Source organism: Bacteroides sp. OM05-10AA (assembly GCF_003439055.1).
GTDB lineage: Bacteria > Bacteroidota > Bacteroidia > Bacteroidales > Bacteroidaceae > Bacteroides > Bacteroides intestinigallinarum.
The window spans coordinates 76,064-99,674 of the sequence record NZ_QSUR01000029.1 but is presented as its reverse complement, the minus strand read 5'-3'; the positions used below and the strand labels follow the sequence as shown (position 1 = coordinate 99,674).

Annotated in this window: 29 protein-coding genes and 2 pseudogenes; 8 read left to right on the top strand and 23 right to left on the bottom strand. The window is 41.7% G+C overall.

Features of this window, described 5'->3' with window-relative positions:
• The 20 genes and pseudogenes from DXB58_RS28235 to DXB58_RS20105 all read right to left on the bottom strand — a co-directional run.
• A pseudogene (locus DXB58_RS28235) lies at positions 1-2,198 on the bottom strand (hypothetical protein); the annotation flags it as partial.
• Positions 2,195-2,671: a hypothetical protein gene (locus tag DXB58_RS20195; protein WP_122138057.1), complete on the bottom strand. Its 477-nt coding sequence runs from the start codon at positions 2,669-2,671 to the stop codon at positions 2,195-2,197. The pseudogene DXB58_RS28235 and the gene DXB58_RS20195, both read right to left, overlap by 4 nt.
• Complete coding sequence (locus tag DXB58_RS20190) at positions 2,668-3,477, bottom strand: hypothetical protein (RefSeq protein ID WP_122138056.1); 810 nt, start codon at positions 3,475-3,477, stop codon at positions 2,668-2,670. The genes DXB58_RS20195 and DXB58_RS20190 overlap by 4 nt, the downstream gene beginning before the upstream one ends.
• The gene (locus tag DXB58_RS20185; protein ID WP_122138055.1) at positions 3,458-3,763 is read right to left on the bottom strand and encodes a hypothetical protein; all 306 of its coding nucleotides are present in this window, start codon (positions 3,761-3,763) and stop codon (positions 3,458-3,460) included. The genes DXB58_RS20190 and DXB58_RS20185 overlap by 20 nt, the downstream gene beginning before the upstream one ends.
• The gene (locus DXB58_RS20180) at positions 3,744-4,028 is read right to left on the bottom strand and encodes a hypothetical protein (protein ID WP_122138054.1); all 285 of its coding nucleotides are present in this window, start codon (positions 4,026-4,028) and stop codon (positions 3,744-3,746) included. The genes DXB58_RS20185 and DXB58_RS20180 overlap by 20 nt, the downstream gene beginning before the upstream one ends.
• The gene (locus DXB58_RS20175) at positions 4,025-4,249 is read right to left on the bottom strand and encodes a hypothetical protein (RefSeq protein ID WP_122138053.1); all 225 of its coding nucleotides are present in this window, start codon (positions 4,247-4,249) and stop codon (positions 4,025-4,027) included. The genes DXB58_RS20180 and DXB58_RS20175 overlap by 4 nt, the downstream gene beginning before the upstream one ends.
• A 3-nt stretch (positions 4,250-4,252) precedes the next feature.
• Positions 4,253-4,846 carry a hypothetical protein gene (locus DXB58_RS20170; RefSeq protein ID WP_122138052.1) on the bottom strand — a complete coding sequence of 198 codons (594 nt, stop codon included), beginning with the start codon at positions 4,844-4,846 and terminating at the stop codon, positions 4,253-4,255.
• On the bottom strand, positions 4,843-5,805 hold the full coding sequence (locus DXB58_RS20165) for a hypothetical protein (protein WP_122138051.1): 963 nt from the start codon (positions 5,803-5,805) through the stop codon (positions 4,843-4,845). Before DXB58_RS20165 ends, DXB58_RS20170 begins: the two co-directional genes overlap by 4 nt.
• 2 nt (positions 5,806-5,807) lie before the next feature.
• The gene (locus DXB58_RS20160) at positions 5,808-6,401 is read right to left on the bottom strand and encodes a DUF6046 domain-containing protein (RefSeq protein WP_233527333.1); all 594 of its coding nucleotides are present in this window, start codon (positions 6,399-6,401) and stop codon (positions 5,808-5,810) included.
• 5 nt (positions 6,402-6,406) lie between these two features.
• Positions 6,407-9,787, bottom strand: coding sequence for a phage tail tape measure protein (locus tag DXB58_RS20155; RefSeq protein WP_233527332.1), 3,381 nt, complete (start codon positions 9,785-9,787; stop codon positions 6,407-6,409).
• Between the two features lie 230 nt (positions 9,788-10,017).
• Positions 10,018-10,146, bottom strand: a complete 129-nt coding sequence (locus DXB58_RS28375; protein ID WP_255421183.1) for a hypothetical protein — start codon at positions 10,144-10,146, stop codon at positions 10,018-10,020.
• Between the two features lie 38 nt (positions 10,147-10,184).
• Positions 10,185-10,553, bottom strand: coding sequence for a hypothetical protein (locus DXB58_RS20145; RefSeq protein ID WP_233527331.1), 369 nt, complete (start codon positions 10,551-10,553; stop codon positions 10,185-10,187).
• Positions 10,554-10,561: 8 nt separating this feature from the next.
• Positions 10,562-10,993, bottom strand: a complete 432-nt coding sequence (locus DXB58_RS20140) for a hypothetical protein (protein ID WP_122138048.1) — start codon at positions 10,991-10,993, stop codon at positions 10,562-10,564.
• The gene (locus tag DXB58_RS20135; RefSeq protein ID WP_122138047.1) at positions 10,993-12,177 is read right to left on the bottom strand and encodes a DUF2586 family protein; all 1,185 of its coding nucleotides are present in this window, start codon (positions 12,175-12,177) and stop codon (positions 10,993-10,995) included. The genes DXB58_RS20140 and DXB58_RS20135 overlap by 1 nt, the downstream gene beginning before the upstream one ends.
• A gap of 10 nt (positions 12,178-12,187) precedes the next feature.
• Entirely contained in the window at positions 12,188-12,385 is a 198-nt protein-coding gene (locus DXB58_RS20130) for a hypothetical protein (protein ID WP_109114660.1), read from the bottom strand.
• An 18-nt stretch (positions 12,386-12,403) separates the two neighbouring features.
• Entirely contained in the window at positions 12,404-12,817 is a 414-nt protein-coding gene (locus tag DXB58_RS20125) for a hypothetical protein (RefSeq protein ID WP_147338741.1), read from the bottom strand.
• Positions 12,771-13,136 (bottom strand): hypothetical protein, encoded by a 366-nt coding sequence (locus tag DXB58_RS20120; RefSeq protein WP_122138045.1) that lies wholly within the window; start codon positions 13,134-13,136, stop codon positions 12,771-12,773. Before DXB58_RS20120 ends, DXB58_RS20125 begins: the two co-directional genes overlap by 47 nt.
• A gap of 1 nt (position 13,137) precedes the next feature.
• Positions 13,138-13,602, bottom strand: a complete 465-nt coding sequence (locus tag DXB58_RS20115; RefSeq protein WP_122138044.1) for an N-acetylmuramoyl-L-alanine amidase — start codon at positions 13,600-13,602, stop codon at positions 13,138-13,140.
• Between the two features lie 358 nt (positions 13,603-13,960).
• Positions 13,961-14,998, bottom strand: a pseudogene (locus tag DXB58_RS20110) (hypothetical protein); the annotation flags it as partial.
• A 17-nt stretch (positions 14,999-15,015) separates the two neighbouring features.
• On the bottom strand, positions 15,016-15,969 hold the full coding sequence (locus DXB58_RS20105; protein ID WP_122138043.1) for a hypothetical protein: 954 nt from the start codon (positions 15,967-15,969) through the stop codon (positions 15,016-15,018).
• 204 nt (positions 15,970-16,173) lie between these two features.
• Here DXB58_RS20105 and DXB58_RS20100 point away from each other — a divergent pair, with 204 nt between their 5' ends.
• From DXB58_RS20100 to DXB58_RS20065, 8 genes are read left to right on the top strand one after another with little or no spacing between them, the layout of a single operon-like run.
• Positions 16,174-16,620, top strand: a complete 447-nt coding sequence (locus tag DXB58_RS20100) for a terminase (protein WP_122138042.1) — start codon at positions 16,174-16,176, stop codon at positions 16,618-16,620.
• The gene (locus DXB58_RS20095) at positions 16,620-18,155 is read left to right on the top strand and encodes a hypothetical protein (protein WP_122138041.1); all 1,536 of its coding nucleotides are present in this window, start codon (positions 16,620-16,622) and stop codon (positions 18,153-18,155) included. Before DXB58_RS20100 ends, DXB58_RS20095 begins: the two co-directional genes overlap by 1 nt.
• A 1-nt stretch (position 18,156) precedes the next feature.
• Positions 18,157-18,387 (top strand): hypothetical protein, encoded by a 231-nt coding sequence (locus DXB58_RS20090; protein WP_122138040.1) that lies wholly within the window; start codon positions 18,157-18,159, stop codon positions 18,385-18,387.
• A gap of 2 nt (positions 18,388-18,389) precedes the next feature.
• Positions 18,390-18,809, top strand: coding sequence for a phage protein Gp36 family protein (locus tag DXB58_RS20085; RefSeq protein ID WP_122138065.1), 420 nt, complete (start codon positions 18,390-18,392; stop codon positions 18,807-18,809).
• A 2-nt stretch (positions 18,810-18,811) separates the two neighbouring features.
• Positions 18,812-20,044, top strand: coding sequence for a DUF935 family protein (locus tag DXB58_RS20080; protein WP_122138039.1), 1,233 nt, complete (start codon positions 18,812-18,814; stop codon positions 20,042-20,044).
• A 14-nt stretch (positions 20,045-20,058) separates the two neighbouring features.
• Complete coding sequence (locus DXB58_RS20075; protein WP_122138038.1) at positions 20,059-20,964, top strand: phage minor head protein; 906 nt, start codon at positions 20,059-20,061, stop codon at positions 20,962-20,964.
• Between the two features lie 18 nt (positions 20,965-20,982).
• Positions 20,983-21,540, top strand: a complete 558-nt coding sequence (locus tag DXB58_RS20070) for a phage virion morphogenesis protein (protein WP_122138037.1) — start codon at positions 20,983-20,985, stop codon at positions 21,538-21,540.
• Positions 21,537-22,079: a hypothetical protein gene (locus tag DXB58_RS20065; RefSeq protein ID WP_122138036.1), complete on the top strand. Its 543-nt coding sequence runs from the start codon at positions 21,537-21,539 to the stop codon at positions 22,077-22,079. Before DXB58_RS20070 ends, DXB58_RS20065 begins: the two co-directional genes overlap by 4 nt.
• Here the strand turns inward: DXB58_RS20065 and DXB58_RS20060 are convergent.
• The 3 genes from DXB58_RS20060 to DXB58_RS20050 form a co-directional block, all read right to left on the bottom strand.
• Complete coding sequence (locus tag DXB58_RS20060) at positions 22,076-22,294, bottom strand: hypothetical protein (RefSeq protein WP_122138035.1); 219 nt, start codon at positions 22,292-22,294, stop codon at positions 22,076-22,078. The two genes, DXB58_RS20065 and DXB58_RS20060, sit on opposite strands and share 4 nt — an antisense overlap.
• Before the next feature lie 104 nt (positions 22,295-22,398).
• Positions 22,399-22,683: a hypothetical protein gene (locus tag DXB58_RS20055; RefSeq protein ID WP_122138034.1), complete on the bottom strand. Its 285-nt coding sequence runs from the start codon at positions 22,681-22,683 to the stop codon at positions 22,399-22,401.
• A 2-nt stretch (positions 22,684-22,685) separates the two neighbouring features.
• Positions 22,686-22,940: a hypothetical protein gene (locus DXB58_RS20050; RefSeq protein WP_122138033.1), complete on the bottom strand. Its 255-nt coding sequence runs from the start codon at positions 22,938-22,940 to the stop codon at positions 22,686-22,688.
• Positions 22,941-23,611 lie beyond the last annotated feature (671 nt).

Genomic DNA, 23,611 nt, shown 5'->3' with positions numbered 1-23,611 from the left:
CTAAGAGAACTTAGTGATTCTTTTTCTTCATCAGTCACAAATTTTCTTGACGTACTTTCTTCGATCATTGATGCCGGATGTGTATTCGGATGAACGTAGTTATTCGCTCCTGCTGCAATTCCGTTTAACTTGGTACGTTCTGCATCAGTCATAAACCGATGTGTAGTATCTTCATTTATTTCTGACGCTCCGTGCTTATGCGAAGCTGGCGCATAATTGCCTGCCGGTTGATACTTGTCATCGTGGTTATGGTTTCCTGCTGCTTTTCCATTCCAATTTGTTTTATCAGAATCCGTTACAAATCGGTGGGTAACATCTTCGGTCACGTCTGTTGCTGCATGTTTATGTGAAGCAGGTGCATAACTGCCAGCCGGCTGATATTTGCCGTCATGGTTATGGTTTCCTGCTGCCTTACTATCCCATCCGGTTTTTTCCGCATCAGTCACAAACCGGTGTGTAGTATCTTCATTTACCTGCGTTGCCGGATGTGTATGTGAAGCGGGTGCATAACTGCCTACCGGTTGATATACTCCTGCATGGTTATGATTTCCTGCTGCCTTACCATTCCATTCGGCCTTTTCCGCATCAGTCACAAACCGGTGTGTAGCATCTTCGGTCACATCTGTTGCTCCGTGCTTATGTGAAGCTGGCGCATAACTGCCTACCGGTTGATATACCCCTGCATGGTTATGATCTCCTGCTGCCTTACCGTTCCATCCGGCCTTTTCTGCATCAGTCACAAACCGGTGTGTAGCATCTTCGGTCACATCAGTTGCTCCGTGCTTATGTGAAGCTGGCGCATAACTGCCTACCGGTTGATATACCCCTGCATGGTTATGATCTCCTGCTGCCTTACCATTCCATCCGGCCTTTTCTGCATCAGTCACAAACCGGTGTGTAGCATCTTCGGTCACATCAGTTGCTCCGTGCTTATGTGAAGCTGGCGCATAACTGCCTACCGGTTGATATACCCCTACATGGTTATGATCTCCTGCTGCCTTACCATTCCATCCGGTTTTTTCCGCATCAGTCACAAACCGGTGTGTAGCATCTTCGGTCACATCTGTTGCTCCGTGCTTATGTGAAGCTGGCGCATAACTGCCTACCGGTTGATATACTCCTGCATGGTTATGATCTCCTGCTGCCTTACCATTCCATCCGGCCTTTTCAGTGTCAGTTACGAATCGGTGTGTAGTATCTTCAGTAATCACACTTGCCGGATGATTGTTAGGATGAACATAATTGTTTGCTCCTGCTGCAATCCCGTTTAACTTGGTACGTTCTGCATCAGTCATAAACTTATGTGTAGCATCTTCAGTAATCATGCTGGCCGGATGACTGCCCGGATGAACATAGTTGTTTGCTCCTTCAGCAATCCCGTTTAATTTGGTACGTTCTACATCAGTCATAAATCGGTGTGCAGCATCTTCAGTAATCACACTTGCCGGATGATTGTTAGGATGAACATAGTTGTTCGCCCCTGCTGCAATCCCGTTTAACTTGGCACGTTCTACATCAGTCATAAATCGGTGTGCAGCATCTTCAGTAATCACACTTGCCGGATGATTGGTAGGATGAACATAGTTGTTCGCTCCTGCTGCAATCCCGTTTAACTTGGTACGTTCTGCATCAGTCATAAACCGGTGTGCAGCATCTTCAGTAATCATACTGGCCGGATGACTGCCAGGATGAACATACTTGTTTGCTCCTTCAGCAATCCCGTTCAATTTGGTACGTTCTGTATCTGTCATAAACCGGTGTGCCGTATCCTGCATCACATCCACAAAGCGCAATACCTTTTCAGATAATTCAAGATATGATACACTTTCCGGTTTGACAGCAGCAACCGCCGCTTTATATTCGTATGCTATCGGCTTTACCTTGTTATCCATGTATGCCCGTTCAATTATTGAGCATGTAAGTGTGAGATACACCGGTAATGTCGTTTTTCCCAGTGCGGCAAAGGGCACAACTTTAAATGTATCATTGCCATCAACATCTTTTCCTGATAATGCGGCCAAACCTGAAGAAACAGAAAATGTTCCGTTCCCGCTACTGGTTACATGCCCGCCCTGAATAATACAAGGCCCGTATTCTTTAAAAAATCCTTCAATGGCTTTTAACGGTTCGGATTGCAAATCAATAAAATCCTCACCGGCCCACTGTCTAATACCTGTTTTTTGTACATGTTCTTTCATTGCTGTACTATTTTGTAAGTCGTTAATACCTGTTTATATTTCTGAATCTCTGCATCAATGAGATTTATATTAATACCGGCGGGGATATATACAATGAAATCAACCCCGTCAAATTTATCCCGAATCTCATTTTCAAGGGGTACGGCCTTCATGCTTTCCGTCTCCAAACCGATTTCCGGCCACATGGTCTTACCTTCAATCCCCAGCCCAACGAGTAACAGCCCATTATTATAAGTTATAATTTTGATGCTTATAGGCTCATTGTATTTCTTTCTTAGGTATCCTTCAAATACTTTAATTTGTGAGTTCACATTAACCATCATCCGAGAATCACTACGCCATTGATCGAAAGTCTCAAAAAGGCTATGTAACGGGGCAAAGAATCCCTGTAATAATTTCATGCGCACCGGTTGTCTTTTGTGTGGTGGTAGTAGTTGCCGCGCAAGGTTCAGAAAGTTCATTTTGATGTTCATGTTTCCAAGTCTTTAAGTGTTTTAAGTGTGATTATACTATCGTCAGAATATTCAAAGTACCCGGATTCCAATTCAGAAAAGATTCCTACCTGTATGAAATTCGTATCCGTAGCCCCTTTTCTTTCAAGTGATATGAGATTGCACGTTATTACTCCCTGTGCCCCCATAACAGCATCAATAAAACGCTGCTTATAAATCATAGAATCGAACCCTAAAGAAGATTTAAAAGCATCCAACGCCTTAACAACATTCTCATTTACAAGCGTGGACGGGATAGAAGTTTCAAAAAAGACTTCAATGTTATACCGCAACTTATCTTCACTTGTAGATATGACATTTGTATCAACCCCGGCAAACTTAACGGCATCTATGTAAGAAGCAAAATTGTATTTTTCATCAACATCAAGCGGCACAATTTTTCCAGAGCTGTTTTTCTTCGCCGCTTTTATAGTCAGCATGTTTTTATTTTCCCGTATGGCAACAACTTTGATGATCTGTGCGTCCGGGTCGTTTGTCTGATAATAAAGCATTGCTGTATTTTCATCAAATAATAGCTCATGCCCGTTTTGAAAACGGTAACACATTTCAGCATACCAGCGTACAGTTCCCGGCGTGATCTTGTTTGTCAGCGTATCAATTTCCGATTTGAACACATCAAGAATCAGTTCAAAGGAATGTATTGCAACAGCGATAATGTAAGTCCATAACCGCCATTCTGCCACCTTACTGGTAGAAAGTGAAATATCTTTCTTCCCATTAAGAGAAGTAATAATCTCATTCTGTATTTCATTTATTGTCCGTGCCATAATTCTGTATATCAAATGTTGTAATTGGCTTATCCAGTTCTTTAACTATGTTCTTCTTTAAAACACTATCCATATCAATTAAAACCGTACTTCCCGGCAGTAACGGAAGGTCTAAATAAAGACCTTTATCATTAATCGGGTCAATACCGCATAGAACTTTAGAACTATCATCATTAGCCAAATCCGGATTGTCATTGATGATTTTAGCGACTGCTTCACATGTGCCATATTCTGACAGTACAATATCATATATAGTCTGATTTGGTTTAATCGTTACTTTCTTCATATCTTGCTATTGTATTATCCATGCTTACTTTTGTCACTTTCATGCCGTCACGGGTCAGTTCTTTGCGGACAGCACGGTAGAAGTTTTCCGGGTCGGTATCATTGATATAATTAACTGCACCTACACCCGTTTCAGGGCTTTCCTTATAATGGCCCTTATCGGCAAGCAATATATCTTTTTGGTGCTGGCTTGTAGATTCACTATAAAGAATATCACCTGACATTATATCTATATCTCCATCTTCGGTATGTTGTATATCTATCATGTTATAGTACAATTAAAAGTTCCTGTTACCGGGCCGCCCATTGCCGGGGCAACCAATCCGGCAGAATATGTTATCTGTGCACTTTTGATCGCATTAATAACGGCATCTGCAATCTTATCCGCCACTTTATCCAGTGCATCTTCCCGTCCTTCTTCCTGATTCATCACTTGTGTAAATGCTGATTTTATACCAGCTTTAACCGTTGCTTTTACCAATGCCATATTTTAACCCTCCAAATAATTAGATAAATCCTTTTGCACTTTTATAAAATCAGCCATATTAATAGGCGGCCCGCTTGGGCCTAAACTTGTCGTTACTGTCAATTTCTGAATGGCCGCTAAAAGGTCGTTCAGCGTTTTTTTAAGACCGGAAGAACCTTTCGTTAGTGTTAGTCCGCCGGTCGTGGTTTTTATTGTTGCTTGCCCGGCTTGTATAGTCATGCTTTCCGAATTGATAAGTATAGAAAATTTGCTACCCTTCAATACTTCAATCTTATCCGCATCAACTGTCAGGGAATTGTCCGCGCTGGTAAAAATAACCTTGTCTATTTCCGTGAACTGGCAGACAAACAACTCATTGCTTTTACCAATGCGGCAAACCAATACAGTACTTTGCATTTTAGGGATAAAGGCAAATCCTTGTAAATCTCCCTTTACCAGCCCGCGCAAACGTACATCGAAATAGTCCACTGCATCATCACGGCGCACTTCACAGGTGAAGTCACTTTCATCTACCTTTGTCACGATTGCAGGAAAAACCAAACTATCCCCGCTTTCGCCCATAATTTTACGCCGTATTTCTTCTATATCTTTACTCATGCCTTAATACCTAATTCAACCGTTCTGCGCGCTCCTTGCGTACTGAATGATACTTCTGTACTTTCGATAAAATAAGTCCCGTTACGTTCCTGATAAACCGGGTCGTCCAGCTCTGCCACCATGCCGGGCAGAGAGAACGGGAAAAGGAATGTTTCAATCTTTCCCCTATACCCGTCAAAAGAGTATCGTTTGAGTTCTTCCCCGGCCAGCGTTTTCAGTTCCTTTGCATCCTTTACGTCGTAATAGTATAATGTTTTTGTTTCACCGCCTTCTTCCCCGATTTCGCCTTCTATCTTTGTCCCGTCTTTATAATAGCAGATAGCCTTTACTTTCAGTTTCACATCATTAGCGAGTTGATATTTTAAATCATCATCCTTTACGACATTATACCGAAGCCGGTATTTAACAGTTTCCCCCTTTACATCATGCGCCTTTCCTGCATACAGATTTCCGTTTATATCAAAGAAAACCGTCAAACCATATTCTTTTTTCAGATAGCCGAGCACCCAGCTTCCGGGCTTGTTGTTAACCACAAAGTTCTTTAATGTAAGGTCTACACAGGAAGCCACTTTTATTCCCAGTAGAATGGCATTCAAACACTGTTTTAATGTCGTCTCTTTCTTTGAAAACACACAATTAACATAGCGCGTCATGTAATATTCATCCTCACATTCTATTTCTAAAGGAACTTTATAATTTAATCGTTTCACATACCCGACAAATTCCGTATTGAAACTGTTATCATATCCCAGGCGGATTTCTACCTTGTCACCGGCTTTTATTGTGCTGGCTGTCTCAATATGTGCCGGTGGTTCTCCGGTATGTTTAAGCACGGCAGTAACCGGTATTTTTATTATTGCCGTTGCCGCAAGGTTGTAAATGCTTCTTTTTATCTGTACTTCATGTACCGACTTAAAAGAAACGCTTCCTATCTTTATTTCACTGCAAAGTACAAACATGGTTATTCAATTATTAGCTCAAAATTTCGATCTGTGATTAACGACATTTTAATAATGACAAAACTGTCAGTACCTTTCATATCCGACACATCAAGGCCCTTTATAACTACTTTATCATCTTCTTCAAGAAATACGTTAGTTAATGCGCATTTTAGTATAACGGATTCATTGATATTATATAGTTCGTTGAGTGCAACCAGTTCCGCTTCAGGGAAATCATCTGATTGCGCAACGCCCTGAATACTGATTTCGTAATCATCTATATTTATAAGTTCTTTCACACTACCTTTGCGCCCGATCATTGCAGTTTCTACAATGTTCTTTTTCCCTGTGAAGCTGATAACAGAGTTCGGTATTTCATATTCCTTGCCCTTGTGTTCCAATACGACAGGCATAAAATAATATCGTCCCTGTGCGTCCTGTTTACGTAATACAGAACCTAAATCAGAATGTGTCTTAACATCTTTTTCCTGTCCTTCGTATTGGTATTCCGGTTCTTCGCCGGTGATTTTACCTGAAGGAAACCACACACCGGGATATGGTAAACCTTTATATCCCAATGCAGAAACTAAAACTTTTGCAATATTAAATTCCATATTACCTATACTTCGTAAATTTCATTAAATACCTTAATCACAGCATTACGGATTTCACTTTCACCTTTTTTGTCTGTATTTTCAACATGTATGACAATTTGGTCGCAAACCCTGTCTATCTGAATAGTCTTTCCCGTATCCCGCACTGTTTCTTTTTCACTGAATACACTTGTGCGTTCATTAACTCTTTCGTTTTTATCGTTGCCTATATTGTACACATTTGTATCAGGTACAGCCATTTCAGGAATAAGAATATCATTCTTGATTTGTGGTATCCTATTCATATAGTCAGCCCCTCTTTCCTGAATCATATTTGCCCCCAGTTGACCGACAGGAAATGCACTGGCTATCGGTGTAGCTTCGGAGAGTAACGATAAATTACGGACACTATCTGCCAACTCTTGAAAACCGTCTTTCTTTGTATTAACCGGCTCTTTAATATATATCCCCGGAACTTCAGTACTTTGTTCCGGCTGGATAGAAAACGAATTATCAGGAATTGTTTTTGCTTTCTCCTGTACCGGCGGAACATTAACGGCCAAAACCGGCGCGGGAATATCCGTTGTTATGGGCGGCAGAACAGGCTGTATTAAAGCCGGTGTTTCCTGTTTGTTTACCGGTTGTATTTTCTCCTGTACTGGTGACACATTAACGGCCAAAGCTGGCGCGGGAATATCCGTTGTTATGATCGGCGGAACAGGCTGTGTCAAAGCCGGTGTTTCCTGTTTGTTTACCGGTTGTATTTTCTCCTGTACTGGTGACACATTAACGGCCAAAGCTGGCGCGGGAATATCCATTGTTATGATCGGTGGAACAGGCTGTGTCAAAGCCGGTGTTTCCTGCTTGTTTACCGGTTGCATTTTCTCCTGTACCGGTGGTACATTAACGGCCAAAACCGGCGCGGGAATATCTGCTGTTATATCCGGTTGTACTAACTGCGTAAAGGCTAGTTTGTCATTCGCCTGTGCCGGTTGTGCTGGTGCAGCAATATTTACCGCCAAAGGAATAGCAGCCACGGCCGCGATCTTGCGAACATTGCGCATTATATCAGCCAGATAGTTTTCCTTTTCCGGTTCATACTGTTGCCGTGAATCATCCGCTTTTGCAAAACGTGATCGCCCGTCTATGACTTTACCGGAAGTGTCTGCCTTTGTCATCGTTTGGGATACGGGTGACAGGTTGACTTTCACCGATTCAAGTTTCTTTGTAACGGCCGTATAATCGGAAGTCTCTTTATAATCCTGTGCCGTTTTTGACGTTTCGTTCAGGTTTATAACCTTCTTCCCTTTGTTGCCGGCTTTTTTTGTTTTGGCTAGTTTCTTCATCAGGTCGTCATAATTGACGGCAGGTGTTTCAGGCTGAATGGCTGATGGAATAAGACTATCTATGCCATTATTCTTTTCATCCTTTTTATTTTGGGATGCCTGCCAGCTTTTTGCACCTTCCTGCTGTCCCTTTTCCCATGCTTCAGACCAGTTCCCATTCTTGACGACTTTTGCACCGACCATAACCGGGCTAGCATTTAACATGCCTTCCCCGATGTCTTTAAACCCTTCTTTGGCAGCGGCCGCCGCTTCTTTGAAATCTCCTTTAACAAGGGAAACCAATGCTGAACCAACTCCGCCAAGCCCTTTTAGAATCTGTTTAAATGGGGAAACAATGGCATCAAGTAACACGCGCCCAAACTCCTTTATAGTCTCCCACATACTCATTATAAATTTGCGGAAGCCTTCAAAATGATTCCAGCAATACACTACGGCCGCCGTGACTGCTCCGATTGCTAATGCAATCCAACCCAAAGGCGAAGCATAGAAAGCAGCGTTTAACGCCCATTGCGCAGTAGTTAGTAACCATGTAGCACCGGTTTGCAAGCCGTCCCAAATCAACTTTGCTTTAGTTGCCAGTAGAACGGCATTCATCCGTACACAATTTACAAGAAGTGCGGCAGATAATGCACTGGCAGCCCCGGTTATACCCCAAATAAGCGGATTCCCGGTTGCTAGTTGTTCCCACCACCAAGAAAACAGGTTATTGATAAGGTTGACAGCATACCCCAATCCGCTTAATACCGTGCTGGCTACATCAAGCCCCGCGTTAATAAGAGGAAGAATAAATGTACCGACTTCAACACCTACATTCTTGAATGATTCCCATACTTCCGTCGCCTTTTGCATTGAGTTTTTGGAATATTGCAACGCCTTATCCGTTTCCCCGCTAGAATTAGCAACATCATTCATTGAACCTTTCAGTTTATCAACGTCAGAGGAAAGAACGGCAAATGCGTTCTTTGCTTCCTTATCGACAATCCCGAATTTCTCAAGCAATGAGGACTTTTGTTCATCGTTAAGTTGTGACAATACACCTTGTAAGTCTCCGAATATATCAATGACAGAACGAATTTTTCCGGTGTCATCGAAAACACTGATACCAGCCTTTTCCATTTTGCCCCGCACATCAGCACGACCAAGTACGGAGAAAGCATTTTCCATGAGGACGGCCGCGCGTTCTGCACTTTGTCCCTTTCCTGTCATATAAGCAAATGTTCCGGCAACTTCTTTATAGCCGATTCCAAGATTTGAAGCACCGGCGATCAAATTCGGCATATAACGTGCAAAGTCAGCAAATTCGCCAGCACCTACACGTTTAGCGGCAAAGAATGTATCTAAAACTTCCTGTGCACTTGCATTTTCTTTACCAACAATAGAAAGTGTTTGGGCTAGTGCTCCGGACACAGTATCAAGTTCTGTAAATCCCCCTTTGCTACCTTTAAGGGAAGCATCAAGAATCGACATAGATAAATCCACGTCGTTGAGTTGGGAATTGATCTTCTCAAATCCGACAGGCGCAACAAGTATATCCGTCTTATTATCTTTTGCAATCTTTTTGAGTTTAGTTTTCAGATCGGCAAGGCCGGTTTCATCCAGTTGCGCGGTGATATTCACCTGTGCCATTCCTTCATCAAAGTTCATTGCAGATTTCCCGGAAAACCCCAATGCAGCAACACCGGCAACAAGCGGATTACTTATCAGGTTACTGCCCGGAATTGCTGCAAATGCTTCTTTACTCCACTTCTTAAATTTACCACCGTTCAGAGATTCCAATTTAGTGATCTCCTTTGTCAGTTTCTTCATTTCCCGGTTATATGCCCGGATACCTTCGATATTTTCAGCCGGTATCCATTCCCGTTCAGCCTGAAGGAGTGCTATTTTTTCACGTAAAGAACCCAACGTGCGCCCGGTTTCATTGAATGTCCGGTTTACAGATACCGTTTTCTTCTCTAAATCGGCAAATTTCTCCAACATCTTTTCGGAAGTTACGGTAATATTGCCTATCTTAGCAGAAACTTTATCTTGTAAACTAAATATATATTCAAGTGTATTAGCCATGTTAGGAATTATCTTTATTATTTATATTGTTGCATTCTTCAGCTATTGGGGTGTTCAGGTATTAAAAAACATTCCAACGTTTATCCGATGGGGACTGCTCATTTTATCGCTTCCGGTGCTTCTGCCTTATGGTGCTGTTACATCACTTCCGATGTATCTGAAGAAAGGCGGAAAGATGTACCGTTACCGTTATATAGTTTACTTTGCCCTTTTGATGATAATAGTTGATATTATCTTATTTTGCCTTCCTGAATAACCGATAAAGCCCATTCCGCCATGAAAGTTTGATGCGCCCATTCTTCATCGGTCAGTTCATCGGGATTCATGTGCAGGACTGCGCGGATAAGAGTATCAGCCATTGACAGCCAGCCTTTCTTATCCGCTATATTCGTCCCTGCTAGAGCTTTTTTAGTGTCGCCTCCTTGATTTCAATAATTTCGGCCAGTTGTGCAGAAACGCCCAAAAACATGGCATCATTAGTTCTGATTTCTTCGTCCCCTTCCAGCCAACAGTTATTCAAAATAACTTCATTGTATTTCATTGGGTCACTTTTGCCTGTAACGGCTGCTGCTCCAAGCACTTTTCTATCGGGTCTTTTCAGGTAGGCAACATGGCCATCAACTTCAACCTGAAACACATCTCCGTGTTTTGCTTTCCATTCACTAATTTTCTGTTCAATTGTTTTTTCTACTTTTGTTTCCATATTCATTTTTTCTAATTGGTTTGCACGTAATTCACAATATTCCGGTACATTCCTTGTATTCATATTCTGTTTTATAATACATTTGATTCAACATCCAGTGCAATAAACGGAAGGGCAACTTCCATTTGCAGATCACCTTCTTTCAAGTTTCTTGGTATTTCTGAAATGGATGCGTTGACTACTTTATCAGTAGTAATAACACCATTATCCGGCAGATAGCAGACAATGACATCAAAGTCAATATCTGTAATATCCTCATATCCCTTTTCTTGTGCAGCACGATCTAAAGCGATTATTTCACTTTGCAGAAGTGTGATAGTACCTTCATACTCTTTTTTGCCCTTTTGAATACCACGGGCTTTCTTTCCTGCTGCGTACAACGCTTCTTTTTGATGCTTTACTTTGTACTCAATGCCCCGTAAGCCTACGACTTCACGGCCAAGCATGACGACCTTCAGGTCTACCCATGCGTATTCATTTGAATTAAAATTTAGTAATCCCATTATGCAGTCGGATTTTTAAGTGATAGATTTACTTTTATATTTCTCAATACCCCGGTCGGTACAATATCACATTCAACGTCCATTTGTCCGCTTGAAAGAATATTTTGTGACGGGTTGATATAAGCGGTGAAAGAACTGATTTCACCTGCCATTTGTGTTGTGACAGCCCGGACAATGCTTGCTTCGAAGGATTTACATAAAGGTGTGGAAATTGCACCACTATCGGCATCTACTTCAATGTTGTCAAGTATATCGTCAATATACGTCTCATAAGCAATTACCACCGCTTTGTCAATAACACGCCCGTTGGCAAGAAAACAGTAATCGTCAGAAGTAGCCGTAGCAGTTGCATCACCGTTCAGATAGTACCCGTTTTTACCTATGAATGTGCGGTAAAAGATATACCCTGCATCATCAAGTATTCCCCATACGCTGTAATGTTCTTCCGGCGTTTTTCCGTCCATCAAATAACCTTTTGCAGCAATAGCCCCACTACGTACACGCCCAATATTCTGATTAACGGCTATTTTGGCAGCACGTCCAAGCACTTGACCGATAGCGGCAGAGTAAGAAGAGCTTTCACCAAACTTTCCATCAGAGGACATAACAACACATACACGGTTATAACTTCCTTCGCGGGGCTGGAACATATCACTTGTTTCACCCGTCCATCCCAAAGCAGGGATAAATAACCGGAAAGGGGCTATACTTTCGAGAAAGCCTTCCGCAACATTATGCGCTGACGTAATAGCTGTTATTACATCCGCATCCAAACACCTGTCTACGGTGGGACTGTATTCTTTCGGTGTATTCCGGTTTACACCTACCAAGCGGATACGGCCTGCTGCCGAATTAATCAGTTTTTTAAGCGGTGAACCTGCGTCAGATGCACATATCTGTGTGAGTGTAGTTGCTTCACTGACAACAAGCAAATGAAGTTCCGCGCCATCTCCTGACGTTTCATAGAAGGCTTTAACATCTTTATAGGCAAGCGGGTTTGTTTCCGGTTTAATGCCTAATTTATCAAGATCGGAAACTGCCCCCAATACATATACTTTATTGAGTTCCAGTTTCTCGGAAACGGCTGTACCTGTGAGAATCAGCCCGGCAACTCCATCATCGGAAGAAGAAACAATTCCCATGTTTCCGTTTCCGATTGATATTTTTACATTTGGTAAACTCATATTTTTAATTTTAATAGGTTTTTAATTCGCCTTTTCCTACCTTAGTTTGGTGGGATATGGCATTTTGATAGTCTTTGTCAAGAAAGACCAAATTATCACCGGTTACATGGAATTTCTTAACACCCGGATAACATGCCCGGTATTGCTTCAAAAACTCCGGTTCTGTTACTACCGGTTTCTCTTGTAGTTCTGTATCTTTATTTTTCATTTTAAATGCGTTTAAATCTTATTTAAACCTCTTTATAAGCAAACGTACAAGCAGGTACAAGGTAATACCGGAAGAAAGTGTCTTTCCTAATTTTATCCATAATTGTTGCCACCATGAAAGAACGTTCGTTTCAGGGCCCGGAACTTCAACAGGTACATAGATCAGTGAATCTTTACCGGGTATATAGAGCGTGTCATGTAAGAACACAACATGAAAATCCAATTTCCCATTATCCAACTTTAACGAACTACTAATACCTTTCCCTTTTTGTTCCTCAAAAGCCTGCATGATTACCTGATTATTACTGTCACATGCCAAATAAGCCCGTAACCAAGCCGAATCCGGTGGTATTTGTACCGGTATAAGTTTCGGTATCTCTATCGGTTTAGGAAGGAGAAGCCCGGTCGCGTTCCTCGGAGCTTTGCAACTCACGACGCACAGGACAATCAGCAGAATGGGGACAAACACTAACCTTTTCAACGGCTCTACGAAGCCGCGCCATTTCTTTTCTAATTGCATTGATTTCTTTTTTTAAAGGTTCTACAACTTCTTCCATCAGGATAGCCATTGCTTTTTTTACATTTTCAAGTTCATTACTCCGGGTATTTGTTTTTGCTGATTCAACCTCGGCGCGTAATTTTTCTACTTCCTGACGGTATTTCTTTGTATCAGTCCAGTTCTTGAAGCCCCCGGCCGCCACAACAGCAAGGATAATTTCTGCAACAAGCCGGAGAATTTCAAGAGTGCTCATTTTATTTATTTATACCTATTGATTTCAACCACTTTTGTACATCAAAACTAGGACAAGCCTTTGCCGCGATCTGATTGTGTCCTATGATCTTCACTTCAGGAAAACGGTTATGGAAGTCTTTTACATATTCTTCCAATGCTTTCAGTTGTCCGGGTGTCCGGGTGTCTTTCGGTGTTTTACCGTCCTTACCTACACCACCGGCATATACTATATGCCTGCTGATTCCATTATAACCGGTAGCACCGTTTGTAATCTCCCACGGGTCAACATTGGCATCTTCATTATTCTGTACCAGTCTTTCAACCGTCCCGTCCAATTTGAACAGGTCTGTATATCCTACCTGCTTCCAGCCACGCCCACCCTTTGCGGTCGGGTTCGTGTGCCACGCCTTAATATCGGCGGCTGTGACCTCACGACCTTCAGGCGTGGCGGTGCAGTGGATAACTAAATATTGTAGCTTTGCCATTTTTTTATTAATTGCCGTCTGTTTCGTTGATATGCTGTGTCACATCATCCGCCTTTGATTGCGTCTTGGGTGCTACTTTTGCCTTTGCAGGGGCAACAGGGGCGACAGGCTGGCTTAATGTGATAGTGGCTGTCTTTGTTATATCTTCGGCAAGGGTAAGCGTGATAGTCCCTTCTTTGGCTGCTTCACCGGTGGAATTATCCAACGCCGTAACCAATAGAACTTTACCCTGCTTTATGATCTTAAAGCCTTCCGGTTCTGTATAGGCATAATCAGAAGATGCACTGACCGCGATCTGTTTTGTACCGCCACCGGCCGGGAATGTAATTGTTTCCGGTGTTGCGGAAATTTCAGGTACATAAGATGCGCTGACTATTGCGCCTATTGCTTCCTGTTTTTTAGGTAGTACAATGTAATAATGGCGGAAATTGACTAGGTTCTCTTGTGTTTGAGGACTGGTCGCCGCTTCTGAATAGTACATCTTAGTAGAACCGGATGCCTTAAACATGCGTTTTGTGTAGAAAGCAACAGAAGCCTGATAAGTTCCTTCCGTGGCAGCTTCACCGAACTTCTTCTTTAACCCGTTTGTAGTGAAGAAAGGACAACTAACATATTCATATACTTCAAAACCGTATAAGTTTGCAATCTTGCCTGAAGTGTAGTTGTAATACTGTTCTTTGAATTTCTGATCTACCAGCAACAGATCATTCACATGATCGGTACACAATACCAGCCGGCGGCCATCGGTCGGAACTTCCATTTTATCAAATTTATCCTTCAGGGCAATAATATCTTTTAATGTAATTCTACGGCGACCGTTATCATTTTCACCAGTTGTCAGTATTACCGGTGTCAGCAATGTATGTTTTTGCGGTGCAAGCGCATGGATAGCCTTTTTGAACTTGTTTACAAGAATCGAATCTCCGTGACGTTCTTTATGACTTTCAATCTTATCGTATGAACATGCGTACAGTTCATCATCTTTCACACGGGTTGCCTTTGTCTGGTATTTATCCAAGCTAATCGCAATATCTTTATCATCTAAATCCTGAATAGGAATAGGATAAGTAGTGTTGTTAATTAGGACATCAGGGTCACCGCCTACGTCAATCAAATGGATAATATCGTTCTCGGCCTTATCAGAGTAATCGGGAATGCCATCCAGCCAAGTAGCCGTAATACCTGCCCGTAGTTTTTTTACCAGTTCGCCCGTCCAAATCTCTGTAAATACTCCGGCATAGGCAGAACCGACCGGCATAAAGTTCCCCGATAATACGGACACACCTACTACAGTGGCCGCGCCGACAGAAGCGGGAATACCCACTGCAACGGCAAGAATAAGACCCAGCATTGCATTAATCAGCAAGCGGGAAAATAGATTTAATCCTGTTTTCATTTGTTATTTGATTATTATTAGTATTTAGGACAATCAACGCCATATTCAGCCTTATATAGCTTCATATAGGTGGTCTTGTCGTTATTTCTTAGTTCTTCCATCTTGTCAACCGGAACATCTGACAACTTTTTCCAGTCCAATGACATAGAACTACCCCCGCCGGTGGTATTAATCAGATTCAACGGCTTTTGAATCGGTGTCATAGAATCAAAAGTAAGTTGTAGGCTTTCAATGCCTACCTTTTTCCCTAATTCAATAAAATGCGTTTCTTTTTCCGCTAGAATAAGATGCTTTGCGGTGGCTTCTTTGACCGTTTGTGTAATGGCGGATAACTGCAACTGTTCTTTTTCCTGTTGTAACTGCTGATTGGCCGTTTTATAGCCAAGAAGCAGGTCAATGGAAGAAAGAATCTCGTTTTCTCCGGCTGTTTCCAGCAGCCCCAATTTCAGGGCAATAGTTTTGTAATCCATTTTTTCTTCATTTTTTTGATTATTGTTATTATTGAGCAACGGCAGACTGTCATTTTCTTCGCCAACCGATAACTTTAATTCCTCGCCTTTAAAACTCAACATCAATGGCAGGGCATTATCATTCCCGCCAATGTCAACCATGCTGACTTCTATTAATTTGGAGCGTGTGGCAGTGGCGCGGTATTGACCCGGTTTTATCAGTTCTGCTGCATCGCTTGTTTCCAATACTTCAAAATGTGCGGAAGCCATTTTAAGCGTACCTTTTTCCCATTGTTGTTTTGCCAGTTTGCTTTCTTCACGTACTTCATCAAAGTAAGGTTCACCGGTGATCTTGTCACCTTCTTTGCGAACATCCTTTATACATCCGATTATTATGCCCCGCCAGTGCATCCACAGAAGAACCGGGTTTCTTTCGTACTGCGAAATATCCGCCCCTTCAGTTTTCACCCATGTACCATAACAGTTCACGGATTCATCACTTATTACTATTCGCTTTGCCATTTACTACATATTAATTGTTTTTTGTTTCTGCACTTTTGCGCCTTAATTCACTGCAAACATACCGACCGAAAATAGCCCCGGCAAAAAAGTGTGTAAGCCTTGCGCACTTGTATGAAAGCATTTCGCAATAGTTGGAAAGCGTTTCACACTTAATTGCCCCGCCCGGTTTTGCTTGACAATTTTGCCAAAAAGTAAAGCAGAATTATGTCTAAAAATGAAGTAGAAAAAAGCAAGGAATTGGCACGCATGTACTACCTGAATGGTGATACACAAAAACTCGTTGCGGAAAAGGTAGGTAAAAGCCGTGTCACAATTAATAAGTGGGTAGCTGAAGGCGGGTGGGATGCCATGAGAGTTGCAAAAACTATCACCCGAAAGGAGATTGTTACCAAAATGATGCAGGAAGCCAATAAAAAGTTGGAAGAAGGCAAACTGACATTTGATGAAATGTCAAAGCTGGCGGCATCAATAGACAAAATAGACAGGCAGACAAATGCGATCACAATATATGAAGTAATGACAGCCTACAATGAATGGCTGGTGGTACGTATGGGGGTAGACAAAGAACTGACGGCAGAACTGGTTAGGGCAATGAATTACTATCAGGATGTATTTCTTTCCGAACATGTGAGTAAAAACAGTTTTGTGTAATGGCTTCAATTACTCTTAAACAGGCACGGGAAAGGTGGAAACAGTTATCGGAAACGATACAAACAATGTCCGCCGTCAATGTGGCGGAAACGAAAGCCGCCCAAATTGAACGTATTGAACGTGTCCGGAAAGACTATGCCTATTTCGTTGAGTATTATTTCCCGCATTATTGTAAAGACAAGGTAACAGGCAAAGTTACACCGTCAGCTAAATTCCATATCGAAGCGGCTAAAAAGATACTTCAGAACCGCGATTTAATTGCGGTGTTTAAATGGGCGCGCGGACATGCGAAATCTACCCATATGGACGTAATGATTCCTATGTGGCTAATGTGCCAAAAACAGCGACAGATTAATGTCATGGCACTTATCGGCAAATCCGAAGATAACGCCAAAACACTGTTAGGGGACATTCAGGCGGAATTACAGTTTAACAAACGGTATATACATGATTTCGGGCCGCAATACAACGCCGGCAGTTGGGAAGAAGGCGAATTTGTCACAACTTCCGGTGTTGCCTTCTTTGCACGTGGACGCGGCCAGTCACCGCGTGGAATGCGATACCGTGACCGTCGGCCCGACTATATTGTGATCGACGACTTGGACGATGACGAACTATGTGAAAACGATGCCCGTGTACGCAAATTGACCGAATGGGTAAAAGAAGCCCTGTTCGGGTCTTTTGGGGCAGAAGGCGGACGTTTTATCATGGTGGGTAATCTTATAAGCAAATGTAGTGTACTGGCTAATATAGCGGCTGCAAAGGGCGTTTTTGTTAGTCAGGTGAATGTAGTAGATAAATACGGTAAACCTTCTTGGCCGGAATACTGGACACCTGAACGCATAAAGACAAAGCGCGAATTTATGGGATACCGGGCCTTTGAAAAAGAGTACATGAATAATCCGATTAAGGAAGGCACTGTGTACCGTAAAGATTGGATTCGCTGGAAAAAGATGCTACCCCTTGAACACTATGATAAGATTGTGGCCTATTGTGACCCTTCATTCAAAGGTAGTACACAAAACGACTATAAGGCAATAAAGGTGTGGGGTAAAATCGGAACTGAACTGCATCACTTGTCTGCATTTGTCCGCCAATGTTCAGTTAGTGAAATGGTACGCTGGTTCTATGATCTGCATGAACGAATCCCGGAAGGGGTGATATGCGAATACTACATGGAAGCGAATTTCTTACAGGACATCATACTGGATGAATTTACCACTGAAGGGAATTTACGTGGATACCAGTTACCCATTCAGGGAGACAAACGCAAAAAGCCGGAAAAGTTTGGCCGTATTGAAGCTGTTTCCCCACTTTGGGAACGTGGATTTGTCTACTACAATGAAAAACTGCAAAATGACCCTGATATGTTGACCGGTATAGAACAAACACTGTCAATCGAAAAAGGAAGCCGCACGCACGATGATGCGCCCGACGCCGACGAAGGAGCAATTTACATTTTACAAAAATATACAAGAGTACAAGAGTATCAACCTAGCTTCGGTATGCGCCGAAGCCCTAAAAATTCATGGTAATATGATTAAAATGATTAAAGAAATTATTCTGAATTACAGAATTAAAAGAGCTGTAAAAATGGCTCGTGAATTGTCGCTGACAAGTAAAAGAAAGTACATGGTTCTAATGGTGTCCGGTGTTCCGAAAGTCTATTCCAAACAGGAATTAAAAAGCCTTATTCAAAGGCATACTTTTAAAAAGGGCACTACTATTCAGGATTTGGAAAGACGTGCAATCATTGTAACGGGATGATTATGTTCTTAACAGAAAATGATTATATCGTAGCTTCAGCCGATTCTTTGAACATCTTCCAACAAAGTACATCACAAAAGCGTGAACAGGCTGAAAAAATGGCTATTGAAGAAATAGCCGGCTACTTGCGAAGCCGTTATGATACTGACCTTATTTTTTCTGCAACAGGTGATAACAGGAATGATATTATTGTCATGTACACCTGTGATATTGCCCTGTATCACCTTGTGTCATGGTTGCCTAATAAAATGGGTCGTGATATAAGGAAAGAACGGTATGACCGCGCGGTTAAATGGCTGGAAGAAGTACAGGCAGGCAAGGTTACACCCAACCTTCCGACCTGTACCGGCGAGAATGGAGAAGATGATGTGAACAACCCTATTAAATGGGGTTCAGGAAAAAGTAACACTTACATTTGGTAATAATGAGTAAAAGACAACGTACAACAATAACTAAAGACCTGAATATCGGCGGGTTTAACCTTGCAAGGGAAAGCGACCGGAAAAGGCTTCGTTCTATGATGGTAGAATTGAAGCAGCAAGCGGACGCCCTGACACAAAAGGATTTGAAAAACTGGCGGCAGGCGTGGCAAATGGCTTTAAACATAGATAATCCCCGGCGTGGCCCGCTATATGATATTTATTCCGACATCGACGCTGATTTACACCTGACTGGCTGTGTAGGTCAGCGCAAAGGTTTCGTGACGAAAAAAAGTTTCAAACTGGTAGATGTGAAAGGACAGGAAAACGAAGATGCTACACGATTGTTTGAAACAAGGTGGTTTAAAGATCTTATAGACTATATACTTGACAGTCGCTTTTGGGGGCATTCACTTATCCAGTTGGGTGATGTAGTAACCGTTGACGGGATAATGCGTTATCAGAATGTAGAATTAATCCCTAGAAAACATGTAATACCCGAATATGGCGTTATTGTCAGGGAACAGGCCGACGAATGGAAGCAAGGCTATGATTACAGGAATACCCCTTTATCGGATTGGGTGATTGAAGCCGGTAAACCTAAAGACCTCGGTTTATTCCTCAAAGCAGCGCATCAGGCAATCCCTAAAAAAAACATGCTGGCTTTTTGGGATCAGTTCGGGGAAATATTCGGTATGCCTATACGAATAGCAAAGTCAACGACCCGCGACCCTAAAGATCGTAATCAGATTGAAAATATGCTTTCAAGCATGGGCGCGGCTGCATGGGGCTTATTTCCTGAAGGTACTGAAATAGATATTAAAGAAACGACCAGAGGGGACGCATTTAATGTCTATGATAAGCGTGTTGATCGTGCTAACAGTGAAATAAGCAAGGGATTATTAAACCAAACAATGACTATTGACAACGGCAGTTCACTGTCACAGTCAGAAGTGCATCTTGAAGTCTTTGAAAATGTGATCGACAGTGACGCTGATCTAGTGAAAGACATTGTTAACGATCAGCTTATCCCGCGCATGATTAAGCATGGCTTTCCACTTAAAGGCTTGTACTACGTGTATGATGAAAGTATAGATTATACCCCGGAACAACAGGTCGCATTTGAAACGATGTTATTAGAGCACTTTGATTGTGATTCTAAATCATTTGAAGATAAATACCATATCAAAATACTTGGCCCTAAAAAAGTAACCCTGTCAAAACCTTTTTTCGATTAAGCCCCACTGATTACGTGGGGCTGCACAAAAGGGCGGCGGAGCTTTACGGAGACAGTGAACTGGTATTATCATCCGGGGACTATCCTGATACTTCAGGCATTGAAGCAGCGTTCGACGATGCAGTAAAGTGGCTGCATGGCAAACGTGTATTCGGTGCGGGTATGCTTCGGGAAAAAGTAATTGATTCTTTAGTGAAAGAAACTACCGCTTTCCTTTCTAAAGGTATCCAGCAAGGATTAGAAGAAAGTACAATATCCGACACTATGGTAGACAGCCTTCGCGAAAGTGTAGGTGTTTTTTCCGGTTTTAAGACCTTTCACGAAATGAAGGAAGCCGCTAGCATGTTATTGGATGAAGCCGGGAATATAAAGCCGTTTGAACAGTATTATAAAGACATTCAAACACTGAATGACACTTATAACAAATTCTACCTGAAAGCAGAATATGATTTCACCGTTTCAAGTAGCACAATGGCGGCACGGTGGGAAGAACAACAGGACGACGGAGACGGACGGTATCTGCTTCAATACAGGACAGCAGGAGACAATAAAGTCAGAAAGGCACACCGGGAACTGGAAGGCATTACGTTACCAAGCAGTGACCCGTTTTGGGATAAATACTACCCGCCGAATGGCTGGCGTTGTCGGTGTACTGTCGCTAAAGTCAGGGCCGCGAAATATCCGGCGACAGATAGCAAACAGGCTGTTGATGCGGCAGAAAAAGCAACGGCCGGAAAACATGCCGAAATGTTCCGATTTAACCCCGGAAAACAAAGGGCTGTTTATCCGGCTTATAACTCGTACACTATTTCAGAATGTAATGTGTGTCCTAAATCTGATTTAAAGCAGGCGAAGAAGCTAAATAACGAACTTTGTACTGCTTGTCAGATCATACGGAAACAGGCTAAAAAGAAAGACTAATTATTTATTTACATACTAATGGATGCAGATTTTAAAAAAGAAGTCATTGACCGTTCACTGGATGATATACAAGTCGAACTGGATGAAGAATTTGACCGTAATTTCCAAAGAAAATCCTTTTTTAATGAAAAGGCATGGCCGGAACGGCAGTTTGATGATGGCGGCGGAACGCTTATGCAGCGAACCGGCGGATTAAGGGGAAGTATCCGTTCCCGGAAACGTGGGCTTACACTTGCTTATACCTCAAATAAACCATACGGACGCATACACAATGAAGGTGGAGAAATCAAAGTGACACGGAAGATGAAAGGCTATTTCTATGCAAAATATAAAGAAGCATCTGGCGGGTATAGTTACAATAAGAATGGAGAAAAACGAAATAATAAACGTAACCGCCAGCTTTCGGATAAAGCAGAATTTTACCGGGCTATGTCATTAAAGAAAGTCGGTTCTACAATCACCATGCCGGAACGCCGGTTCATCGGACACGGAAAGACTACTGATAAGATAATCCGGCAGATTGTAGAAGAAAACATGAAAGATTATTTGGAAAAACTTAATATTATCAAACCATGAGAAAAGAAGCATATCAGATTCTCAAAAAACGCCTTCAGCAATTAATAATAGATGAACAGGAAAACATCTGTTTCATCACTGCCGAACAGTTGGAAGAAATCATCGAAAGCGGAATAATACCCAACTACGCAATAAAACATATAGGATTATGGAATAGACAAGTTGAGTTCATAGAAAGTGAATCCGCATTTTCTATGCCGGCAATATTTATAGAGTTTGGGAAAATCCTGTGGAGAAGCCAGGGAAAAGGAATACAGGATGCAGAACTTACAATCGGGTTGCATGTTCTTACAAATGCCATTCCTGAAGGATATGACGGAGAACTGTTTCACCTTGATTTACTAGATAAAATAAACTACTGTCTGCATGGTTTTAATAGTGGATGTTTGGGAACATTGGAACGTACAACATCAATTCCCTGCCACGATCACGAAGAAATACTGGATGAAACAGAAGTCTTCAGGTGTGTAATGAAGGATGATTCGGCAGTGAAAAAGCAAATCAAAATAAAAGCAAATCCGAATATTGCTGTCAGCTAAAAGAAGGATAGTTGCAAAGTTTCCTGTTTGGCAATAACCGAAGCATCTGCACCGGCATTTATGTAGTTGTAGAATGTCTTTTCCGAAATGCCATACACCGGCCAGATATAACGACGCCAAATAGCCCGGTTTGACAAGCCGGACTTTGAATATTCGTCATATATTTCGTTAACTTCTTTAACGCGTTTTATGTATGAGCAACCTTTTAAAGCCATTGATTAATCGGGATTTAGAACGAATACAAAAGTATCAAAAAAATACTTTGTTGCAAAGAAAAAGCGGGATAAATTTACTTATCCCGCTTTTTGTAAAGTAACCATTACTCAATATAATAAGTTTGTAGAACCTTATTGTTACGTTTGATGAATAACACAGTCTTACCGGTATCTGTGCGAATCTCTGTGCTTATTACGCTTCGGGAAATGGCTCTTGTTTTACTTAGATCGCTTATTGCAACATCTATGAAGTACTGCAAAGCGTCAAATTCACTTCTTTCGTTCCGAAGTGGTAGCCCTTTGTATTGCTGATTTATCCAATTTTGAATAGTTAATAACCAGTAAGGCTTATTATTGGGGATGATTGATTTATATTTCAGTTCTGCCATTACTATTGTTTTGGGGTTTTCATTAATTTCAGAATCCTGTTAAACTCTCTTTTACTCATGTTCACAGGCACAAAAGATTTTTCTACCTGTGCAAATGGTTGAAGTGAAGATTGCAAGGTTCTCACGGCTTCTTCTCTCGCTTTCCGGGCGCACATTTCAATATATTCTTCATCTGTCATGTTATAATCAGTAACAGTATCTGTTACCGTTGAGAATCGGCATAGAAGCCCATTGGGTTGTCTTGATATAAAACTCATAGCTGTTTTTAATGATGTGCATTAAGTTTGTTTATGCACGCAAGTTTGACATCTTTATATTAAACATATTAATAAAGTTCTCATTGTGATATATCATCTTTTCACTATATTTGCGGCAGATACCAAATAGGTATCATTGTACGTTCAATTTTTCCTTTGTAGAAAGCGGCAATTTTCAACAAAGTAAGGAAATAGATTGAGCGGTGAGCGTGTTTTGTTTTATCACAAATATGCGTGCCCGTTATATCTATGCTTCCTTACTTGGGTTGTTTGCCGCACCTCTACGAAGGGTATATTTATTTTCGGGCACGTTCTATTTAAACAATACAAAACATGAGCAACTTTAGAACTTTCAGAGATTTCTTCCATTCCAATAAAGAAGTAGTGTATTTAATCGCTTTGGGTTATATAGCACTTATCTTTATAATCATTGTATTAAGTATGACTATCAGTGAGCAAAACCGGACAATCAATCTTTTACAGAACGGAATAATCAGAAAACAAACGGATTCATACATTCGGAAACCGCGTATAAACGGGATATTAGAATGTGAGTACAGGATGATGATAAAAATAGATCATAGATAGACCTCATTATTCATTTTGGGGCTGATCTGCATTTTTGATAGGCTTCCTCTAGTTCAGCACAGTCATACACCGGTTCTTCGCTT

Coding starts and splice junctions, on each gene's coding strand:
- DXB58_RS28375 (WP_255421183.1), bottom strand. CDS start 10,146: ATGGCTGATACTCTTATCCGCGCAGTCCTGCACATGAATCCCGATGAA.
- DXB58_RS20160 (WP_233527333.1), bottom strand. CDS start 6,401: ATGGAATTTAATATTGCAAAAGTTTTAGTTTCTGCATTGGGATATAAA.
- DXB58_RS20170 (WP_122138052.1), bottom strand. CDS start 4,846: ATGAGTAAAGATATAGAAGAAATACGGCGTAAAATTATGGGCGAAAGC.
- DXB58_RS20140 (WP_122138048.1), bottom strand. CDS start 10,993: ATGGGATTACTAAATTTTAATTCAAATGAATACGCATGGGTAGACCTG.
- DXB58_RS20195 (WP_122138057.1), bottom strand. CDS start 2,671: ATGAACATCAAAATGAACTTTCTGAACCTTGCGCGGCAACTACTACCA.
- DXB58_RS20180 (WP_122138054.1), bottom strand. CDS start 4,028: ATGATAGATATACAACATACCGAAGATGGAGATATAGATATAATGTCA.
- DXB58_RS20185 (WP_122138055.1), bottom strand. CDS start 3,763: ATGAAGAAAGTAACGATTAAACCAAATCAGACTATATATGATATTGTA.
- DXB58_RS20050 (WP_122138033.1), bottom strand. CDS start 22,940: ATGAGTTTTATATCAAGACAACCCAATGGGCTTCTATGCCGATTCTCA.
- DXB58_RS20095 (WP_122138041.1), top strand. CDS start 16,620: ATGGCTTCAATTACTCTTAAACAGGCACGGGAAAGGTGGAAACAGTTA.
- DXB58_RS20105 (WP_122138043.1), bottom strand. CDS start 15,969: ATGGCAAAGCGAATAGTAATAAGTGATGAATCCGTGAACTGTTATGGT.
- DXB58_RS20130 (WP_109114660.1), bottom strand. CDS start 12,385: ATGAAAAATAAAGATACAGAACTACAAGAGAAACCGGTAGTAACAGAA.
- DXB58_RS20135 (WP_122138047.1), bottom strand. CDS start 12,177: ATGAGTTTACCAAATGTAAAAATATCAATCGGAAACGGAAACATGGGA.
- DXB58_RS20070 (WP_122138037.1), top strand. CDS start 20,983: ATGGATGCAGATTTTAAAAAAGAAGTCATTGACCGTTCACTGGATGAT.
- DXB58_RS20100 (WP_122138042.1), top strand. CDS start 16,174: ATGTCTAAAAATGAAGTAGAAAAAAGCAAGGAATTGGCACGCATGTAC.
- DXB58_RS20190 (WP_122138056.1), bottom strand. CDS start 3,477: ATGGCACGGACAATAAATGAAATACAGAATGAGATTATTACTTCTCTT.
- DXB58_RS20065 (WP_122138036.1), top strand. CDS start 21,537: ATGAGAAAAGAAGCATATCAGATTCTCAAAAAACGCCTTCAGCAATTA.
- DXB58_RS20115 (WP_122138044.1), bottom strand. CDS start 13,602: ATGGCAAAGCTACAATATTTAGTTATCCACTGCACCGCCACGCCTGAA.
- DXB58_RS20165 (WP_122138051.1), bottom strand. CDS start 5,805: ATGTTTGTACTTTGCAGTGAAATAAAGATAGGAAGCGTTTCTTTTAAG.
- DXB58_RS20145 (WP_233527331.1), bottom strand. CDS start 10,553: ATGAATACAAGGAATGTACCGGAATATTGTGAATTACGTGCAAACCAA.
- DXB58_RS20090 (WP_122138040.1), top strand. CDS start 18,157: ATGATTAAAATGATTAAAGAAATTATTCTGAATTACAGAATTAAAAGA.
- DXB58_RS20060 (WP_122138035.1), bottom strand. CDS start 22,294: ATGGCTTTAAAAGGTTGCTCATACATAAAACGCGTTAAAGAAGTTAAC.
- DXB58_RS20085 (WP_122138065.1), top strand. CDS start 18,390: ATGTTCTTAACAGAAAATGATTATATCGTAGCTTCAGCCGATTCTTTG.
- DXB58_RS20055 (WP_122138034.1), bottom strand. CDS start 22,683: ATGGCAGAACTGAAATATAAATCAATCATCCCCAATAATAAGCCTTAC.
- DXB58_RS20080 (WP_122138039.1), top strand. CDS start 18,812: ATGAGTAAAAGACAACGTACAACAATAACTAAAGACCTGAATATCGGC.
- DXB58_RS20120 (WP_122138045.1), bottom strand. CDS start 13,136: ATGAGCACTCTTGAAATTCTCCGGCTTGTTGCAGAAATTATCCTTGCT.
- DXB58_RS20155 (WP_233527332.1), bottom strand. CDS start 9,787: ATGGCTAATACACTTGAATATATATTTAGTTTACAAGATAAAGTTTCT.
- DXB58_RS20175 (WP_122138053.1), bottom strand. CDS start 4,249: ATGGCATTGGTAAAAGCAACGGTTAAAGCTGGTATAAAATCAGCATTT.